This is a genomic window from Frankia nepalensis (assembly GCF_016786325.1).
Lineage (GTDB): Bacteria > Actinomycetota > Actinomycetes > Frankiales > Frankiaceae > Pseudofrankia > Pseudofrankia nepalensis.
On sequence record NZ_JADWYU010000255.1, the window covers coordinates 1 to 7213 of the forward strand.

Sequence of the window (7213 nt, forward strand, 5' to 3'; positions counted from 1 at the left end):
GGCTGGCCGCGGCGGCCAGGCTGGCCGGTCGCCGGCTCGTGGCCGGCGTGGCGGCGGCCGCGGCGCGCGGCGTGTCCTGGTCGCGGTCCGGCCGGCCGGGTTCGGCGGCGCCCGCCGCGGCGACGGCCGCCGCGGCGCGGGGCGCGGGACCGGCGCCGCGCTCGGTGCCCGCGGGCGTGATGGCGAGGACCGTCGCCGAGCGGGCTGACGTCGCCCAGGCCAGAGGCGGCGTGGCGCGGGCATGGATCGTCGCCTGGCACCGGCTAGCCGTGGCGGTCGACGAACTGGCGGCGCCGTCGGCGGGGTCGCCGCCGCCGCTCATCCCGCCGACCCGCGACATCCTGCTCGAAGGGCTGCGGCCCGACTCGCCGGCGTGGCCGTGGGCGGCCCGGTGCGCGGTCGCCACCTTCGGGGCGGCGCTGCTCGCGATCGCGGCCGGGATCGAGCGGCCGTACTGGGCGCCCGTGGCCGCTGCGGCGGTGCTCGAGGTCCGTACCGCGCGGGTGGCCGGGCAGCGGACCGTGCAGCGCGCCGTGGGCACCGGCGTCGGCGCGCTCGCCGCCATCGCCCTGCTGGCGGTGCCGCTGCCGGTGTGGGCGCTGATCGCGGTCGCGACGGTGCTGCAGGGCGGCGTCCAGCTGCTCAACGTGGCGAACCACGCGCTCGGCTCGGTGCTGCTCACCCCGCTGACACTGCTGCTGGTCGAGTTCGCCCGGCCCGGGATTCCGGTCGAGCCGTTGATCCGCCCACGGGTGCTCGACACCCTGCTCGGCGTCATGGTGGGGCTGATCGCGGCCTGGTCGCTGTGGCCGCGCGCCGCGGCCCGCCGGTTGCCGCACGCGCTCGCCGAGAGCATCGACGCCACCGGTGCCCTGCTGGCGCTCGAGCTCGCCGAGGCACCCGCCAGGGACGGGAACGCCCCCGGGTCGGCGGACTGGGAACCAATACCCGGGGAGCCGGCCCCCGGGGAGCCGGCGCCCGCGGAACCGGCGCGCCGGGACCCGGTGTCCGGGAGGCCGGTGTCGGGCGCGCCGGCGCCCGGGGAGCCAGCGGGCCCCGGACTGACCTGTCAGGTCCAGCTTTCGCGCCTCGCCGACCAGCACGACGACCAGTACCGGCGGCTGGCGGCGCGCCACCACGTGGAGGCGTCGCTCGCGTGGCTGTCCGAGCTCCAGGTCGACGCCGAGAACGAGCCGGGCGAGACGGCGCGCGCCGCCTGGCCCGCCGTCGTCGCCGCCCGCCGCCTCGGATACCTCGTACTGGTCGAGCCAAAGGAGCTCAACAAGGCCCTGAGAGCGACCCGGGCCTCGCCGGAGGCGATCCGCGCCCTCTTCGACCGGCTGGCCAGGGGAGTCATGGGCGACAGCGCGCCCCCGCCCCGGGAGCCACCCCAACTGCCGCCCTTTCCACCGCTCCAACACGAGTTCGCCGCGCTGGTCGACGCCGCCCCTGACACGGCGCGCGGATAGCCCGGCCTACCGGGCGATCGCGCGATCAGCCGCCCAGCGTGGACTGGGAGGGGCAGTTGTTCAGCACGGCTCGCATCGCGTCGGCCTCCGCCTGGGTGACCCACAACTGGTAGCGCGACTTCAGACCGACCTGGCGGGCGATGTAGGGGCACTGGTAGCCGGCGGCCGGCGGCAGCCACTCGCTCGCGTTCTGGTCGCTTTTCGAGGTGTTCGTCGGGCCGTCCACGGCGAGCAGGTTCTCCGGGTCGTTGGCGAACGCCTCCCGCTGCTCGTCGGTCCACGCGTACGCGCCCGTGCGCCAGGCGTCCGCGAGCGGGATGACGTGGTCGATCTGCACCCCGGAGGCGTTGCGGCCCCGGTCGAACCGGACGATCCGGTTCGTGTAGGGGTCGCTCAGCTCACCGGTCAGCACGATGCAGGTGTCGCTCTTGCGCACCGTGATCGAGTGCAGGTCCCGGTGCAGGATGTCGTTGCGGGTGTCACAGCCGTTGTGGTCGACGTCCTTCCAGGAGGAGCCGAACTCGTCCCGTTCGTAGTCCTTACGGGTGTAGTGGTCCTGGACTTTCAGGGTGTCCAGCACCTGGAGGGCCGGCGCGCCGGCCCCGGCGGTCGCGGCGCCCCAGCCGTCGCCCGCCACCACGCCTTCGTCTGTCGAGGTCGTGGTGTCGTCGAAGCCGCTCGTGAGCGACTCGTCGCACCCCACCGCCAGCAGCGCCACCATCGCCGCCATCACAGCCGCGGCAACCCGTCGTGCTGCCCACGTGCCCATTTGCCCCGCCTATCCCCTGAAGGGTCGTTGTGGAGGCGAGTCTGCACCATCTGGGCCGTTTCCTCCGGTCCTGCCTCCCGTGGTGGGGCCACTGGTCGCGTTAGGTGCGCGTTCGAACGCCCGGTGGCCGGCCGGCCGAGACGGTAGGGCATCGCCGCGACGGAGCGGCTGGCTGGGTAAGACGTGTCCGGGCGAGTCGTTGGCCCGGTTGGGCGGGACGAAAACCTGACGGGCTGGCCCGGTGATCAGAAATGGTGATGGAGGGCCCTTGGTCATCTACAGTTGGCCGCATGTCTCCGGGGGGGTCGCAGGCAATCAAGCAGGCAGTCAAAGTGGACGCCGGGGCGACGGGCCGCCCGTTACGGCGGGACGCTGAACGTAACCGGGAGCGGATCCTCGCCGCGGCCCGCGAACTGTTCACCGAGCAGGGCCTCGGGGTCGGCGTCGACGAGATCGCCCGACGCGCGGGCGTCGGCATGGGCACGCTCTACCGGCGCTTCCCGAACAAGGACGCACTGGTCGAGGAGACGCTGCTGACGGCGGTCGGGCAGGTACGCGAGCTGGCCGCCGCCGCGATCGCGGCGGAGCCGCGCGGGCAGGCGCTGCGCGAGTTCCTGATGGTCTCGATGACCGACGACACCTGCCGGTGGGCGTTCGTGTCCCACCGGCTGTGGACGGGTCGCACCAGGGCGGCCGTCGCGGGCGAGGTCGTTCCGCTGATCTCGACGATGTTCGCCGACGCCCAGGCGACCGGCGCCGTCCGGGGGGACGCGGTGCTGGCCGACCTGATCGTGCTGTTGCGCGCGCTGCGGGTGGTCATGGAGCTTTCCGAGCCGTCGACCGGCACCTGGCGCCGCTACGTCGGTCTCATGCTGGACGCGTTGCGGCCCAGCGAGCACAACAGCCCGCTCGACGAGCCCTCGTTCCCGATCGACTGGCTGCCTTAGGCCGCCTAGAGGACGAAGGGGGCCCCGGGGGTGTCCGCGGTCATCGGGCGGCCCAGCGCCGCCCAGGTGATCATCCCGCCGTCGAGGTTGTGGGCGTCCCAGCCGCCGTCGGCCAGGTAGGCGGTGACCGCCGCCGACCGGCGCCCTGACCGGCAGACGGCGATGACCCGGGTCGAGCGCGGGATCTCCTCGATGCGGGCGACCAGCTCGCCCATCGGGATGTGGACCGCGCCGTCGATGTGGCCGGCGGCCCACTCGTCCGGCTCCCGCACGTCCAGCACGAACAGCGTGTCATCGCCAGCGGGATCGGCGGGAAGATCCTCGACCAGCACGGTCGGCACGTCGTCAGGTCCCATGGCCCGATCCTTCCACCCGCCCCGCCGGGGTCGCTGGGAGGTCTTTCAGACGAACCTGCCTATGATCCCGACCCAGAACCGGGACAGCCCCGGTTCGTCCGTCCGGCCCGGCAGCGGTGTGGATCAGGCGCGAAGCGCCCAACCACCCAACCGCCCCGCCCGCCAGAACGCCAGAACGCCAGAACGCTGGAACGCTGGAACGCTGGAAATCTCTCAGACGAACCCGGCCATGATCCTGACCCGGGACCGGGGTTGCCCCGGTCCTTCTGGTCTGGCTCGGTACCAGGCTGGGTCGGGCGCGAAGCGTCCGACCGGCGGAGCGGCGATGGTCGCCCCTGGGGCGACCTTGAGCCGACCGCCCTATTTGAGCAGCCGGGACAGGCGGCGGTCGGCGAGCACCCGGCCTCCGGTCTGGCAGGCCGGGCAGTACTGCAGGCTCCGGTCGGCGAAGGCGACCTGGCGGACGGTCTCGCCGCAGCGCGGGCAGGGCTGGCCGGTGCGGCCGTGGACCGCGAGGTTCGCCTTCTTCTCCGCCTTCAGGTCGGCGGCGCCGAGCCCACCGGCCGCCTCGACGGCGGCTCGCAGCACGCCGACCAGCGCGCCGTGCAGCGTCGTGACCTTCTCGGCGGACAGGCTGTTCGCCGGCGCGAACGGGGACAGGCGCGCCGCCCACAGCGCCTCGTCGGAGTAGGCGTTGCCGACGCCGGCGAGCACGGACTGGTCGGTCAGCACTCCCTTGAGCTGGCCGCGCCCGGCGGCGGCGAGCAGCCCGGCCAGCGCGTCGGTGGTGAAGGCGTCGTCGAACGGGTCGATCCCGAGCCGGGCCACGCCCGGTACCTCGGCGGGGTCGCGCACCAGGTACACCGCGAGCCGCTTCTGGGTACCGGCTTCCGTCAGGTCGAAGCCCGAGCCGTCGGTGAACACGAGCCGCCAGGCCAGGCCGGAACGCCCGCCTTTCCCGGGTGCCGCGGGCTGGCTGTCCTTCCAGCGCAGCCAGCCGGCCCTGGCCAGATGCGCCACGAGGTCGAGCCGTTCGCCGGTGGGCGTGGCGAAGACGAGATCGAGGAACTTTCCCCGCCGGCCGGCGTCGGCCAGCGTCGCGCCCAGCAGGTCGGCGGGGGCGGGGGACACCGTGCGCAACGCGTTGATCGCGACCGGCTCGGCGCGCGCGACCACCTTGCCGACGGCGCGTTCCCGCAGGACGGCGGCGAGCGCCTCCATCTCCGGCAGCTCCGGCATGTGACCAGTGTCCCACGTGCGATCGTGGAGCCATGTCTTCTGGCGGTGTGGCGGACGGCTCCTCGGGGCCGCCGGCCGCTGATGAACCGGTCGCGGGTCCCTGGCTTGCCTGCCCCTGGTGCTCGGGCATCGTCCCGCTCGCCCACCTCGTCCCCTCCGACGAGGAGCTGGGGGCATGGGGCGCGGTCTGCGACGGATGCGGCCGTCGGGTCTCCTTCCTCCCGCCCGAGGAGCCTTAGCGCGGCCGGGGCCGGTCGCACCGGGGACTGTCGCGTAGCCGTCGTTCTGGGGACTGGGGCGCCGACATGGCCGAGGCTGAGCCCCTCCCGCCCTCCTCGAGTTCGTGGTCACGGTTCCTGGAAGTGGTCTCGGTTCCTGGAAGTGAAGAAGGGCTCACCGGCGACGTCCGCATCCTCCCGTTCGTTGGGGGTGAAGGATGTGGTGGCGGACGGGTTTACCGATCGTCGCCGCCCGGCCGCTCAACTAGCCAGGACGGCCGCCGTGACCAAGACTGGCGGGGAGTGCGGACCGCCGCGCCGGCCCTTCGCCGGGAAGATGGTGGCGAACGCGGCGGGAACGCGGGGATGAACGTGACCGGGGTCGTCGACGGGGAGACCGGAGGACGCGGGTGACGGAGGACGTGGCCGGCGCGGCGCGGCGCCCGGCCTCCGAGCTGCCGGGTGACCCGCTCGCCGCGCACGACCCGCACCGGATCGGGCCCTACAGCCTGCTCAGCCGGCTCGGCGCCGGCGGGATGGGAACGGTCTACCTCGGCCGGGGCACGGCCGGGCGGCTGGTCGCCGTGAAGGTCATCCGGCCGGACCTGGCCGCGGACGAGGAGTTTCGTCGCCGGTTCCGTCAGGAAGTGGCCGCCGCCCGCCGGGTCGCGCCGTTCTGCACGGCCGAGGTGCTCGACGCCGACCCGGACGCCGCGGCGCCGTATCTGGTGACCGAGTTCATCGACGGCCTGCGCCTCGACCAGGCCATCGCCCGGGGCGGGCCGCTCATGTCCTCGACGCTGACCGGTCTCGCCGTCGGGGTGGCCACGGCGCTCACCGCGATCCACCGGGCGGGGCTGGTCCATCGCGACCTCAAGCCGAGCAACGTGCTGCTGTCGCTGTCCGGGCCGAGGGTCATCGACTTCGGCATCGCCCAGGCGGTGGCGCATGGCAGCAAGGCCAAGCCGACGTCCTGGGGGTTCGGCTCGGCCGGCTGGATGGCGCCCGAGCAGATCAACGGGCTGCCGATCGGCCCGGCGGCGGACGTGTTCACCTGGGGCATCCTGATGGCCTACGCCGGCACGGGCCGGCACCCGTTCGGCGAGGGGAAGGACATCGACCTCGCCTACCGGACCGTGTCCGGCGCGCCGGACCTGGCCGGGCTGGTCTCGCCGCTGCACGAGCTCGTCTCGGCCGCGCTGGCGAAGGACCCCGACGTGCGCCCGAGTGCCCGGGACCTGCTGCTCGCCCTGGTCGAACGCGGCCCGAGCGGCGGGTTCGACCCGAGCGAGGAGCTGCTGGGCCTCGCCGCCGACAAGGCGGACGTGATGGCGAGCCCGGCGGCGGCCGCGCTGACCGGCCCCGAGGCGGGCGCGGCCCTGCCCAGGACGAGGGTCGCGCCTCCGGGCTACGGCGCGACCGGCTCCAGACCGGCCGGATACGGCGACGGCGCCGCCGGGGCGCCGTCGGGGATCGTGCCACCCCGGCCGCCGTCGACCCCGGGCGCCCGCGGCCGGCGCTGGCCGGGTGGCGCCCTCGGTGGCTTCGGGAGCCGGGGTGGGGCCGGCCCCGGCGGTCCGGCCGGGCGGTGGCCCGGCAACCGGGGCAGCCGGATCGGGCTGTGGCTCACGGTCGCGCTCATCGTGCTCGGCGCCCTCGCGATCACTCTGATCGCGCTGAACCCGGGCGCCCCCGTGGACTCGACCCTGGACCAGTCCCCGTCGCCGACCCCGGCGCCGACGGGGTCGGCGACCCCCCAGGCCGAGGTCTATCCGGACGGCTCGCTGGAGTTCCGGGTCCTGAACCTGCAGTGCGGCGTCGAGCAGATCGCCCTCATCGGGATCATCCCCAAGAAGCCCGAAGGGCAGTACTGCCTCGTCAAGGTCGAGGTCCGTAACGTCGGGTCGTCGACCTTCCGCGGGCTGGCCGCCAGCCGTCAGCTCATGTTCGACCGAAGCGGCGGCCAGTACGAGGCCTCCGGTTCGTCACGGTTGTACTTCCCGCTGGAGAGCCTCTGGAACTCGGTCAAGCCGGGTGAAGAGGTCAGCGGCACCCTGGTGTTCGACATCCCGACCGACACCAGCCCGGCCCGCCTCGAGTTGAACGACAGCCTTCTTGGCGAGGGAGTCACCATCCCGCTCTGAGTCCTCCGGGCCCTTCGGCCGGCCGCGCAAGCGCGGAAATTTTGGGGGTGGCTCGTTCGGGTGGTCTGTCC

At 73.9% G+C, this 7213-nt stretch carries 7 protein-coding genes; 4 read left to right on the top strand and 3 right to left on the bottom strand.

Annotated elements, in window-relative coordinates; all coding sequences use genetic code 11:
* Window positions 1-1469 (top strand): FUSC family protein (locus tag I6A81_RS39640; RefSeq protein ID WP_203010477.1); only part of this gene is annotated, 1469 nt, incomplete at its 5' end.
* Window positions 1470-1494: 25 nt separating this feature from the next.
* Here I6A81_RS39640 and I6A81_RS39645 read toward each other — a convergent pair.
* Window positions 1495-2190: an HNH endonuclease family protein gene (locus I6A81_RS39645; protein WP_407661454.1), complete on the bottom strand. Its 696-nt coding sequence runs from the start codon at window positions 2188-2190 to the stop codon at window positions 1495-1497.
* A 338-nt stretch (window positions 2191-2528) separates the two neighbouring features.
* Here I6A81_RS39645 and I6A81_RS39650 point away from each other — a divergent pair, with 338 nt between their 5' ends.
* Window positions 2529-3185 (top strand): TetR/AcrR family transcriptional regulator, encoded by a 657-nt coding sequence (locus I6A81_RS39650; RefSeq protein WP_238431013.1) that lies wholly within the window; start codon window positions 2529-2531, stop codon window positions 3183-3185.
* A gap of 5 nt (window positions 3186-3190) precedes the next feature.
* Here I6A81_RS39650 and I6A81_RS39655 read toward each other — a convergent pair whose 3' ends face one another.
* Together I6A81_RS39655 and I6A81_RS39660 are read right to left on the bottom strand one after the other, a co-directional pair.
* Window positions 3191-3541, bottom strand: coding sequence for a rhodanese-like domain-containing protein (locus tag I6A81_RS39655; protein WP_203007581.1), 351 nt, complete (start codon window positions 3539-3541; stop codon window positions 3191-3193).
* Window positions 3542-3901: 360 nt separating this feature from the next.
* Window positions 3902-4780: an Fpg/Nei family DNA glycosylase gene (locus I6A81_RS39660; protein ID WP_203007582.1), complete on the bottom strand. Its 879-nt coding sequence runs from the start codon at window positions 4778-4780 to the stop codon at window positions 3902-3904.
* A gap of 32 nt (window positions 4781-4812) precedes the next feature.
* Between I6A81_RS39660 and I6A81_RS39665 the strand changes: the two genes are divergently transcribed.
* Both I6A81_RS39665 and I6A81_RS39670 read left to right on the top strand, forming a co-directional pair.
* On the top strand, window positions 4813-5019 hold the full coding sequence (locus I6A81_RS39665; protein ID WP_203007583.1) for a hypothetical protein: 207 nt from the start codon (window positions 4813-4815) through the stop codon (window positions 5017-5019).
* Between the two features lie 389 nt (window positions 5020-5408).
* Entirely contained in the window at window positions 5409-7142 is a 1734-nt protein-coding gene (locus I6A81_RS39670; protein ID WP_203010478.1) for a serine/threonine-protein kinase, read from the top strand.
* Window positions 7143-7213: the final 71 nt, after the last annotated feature.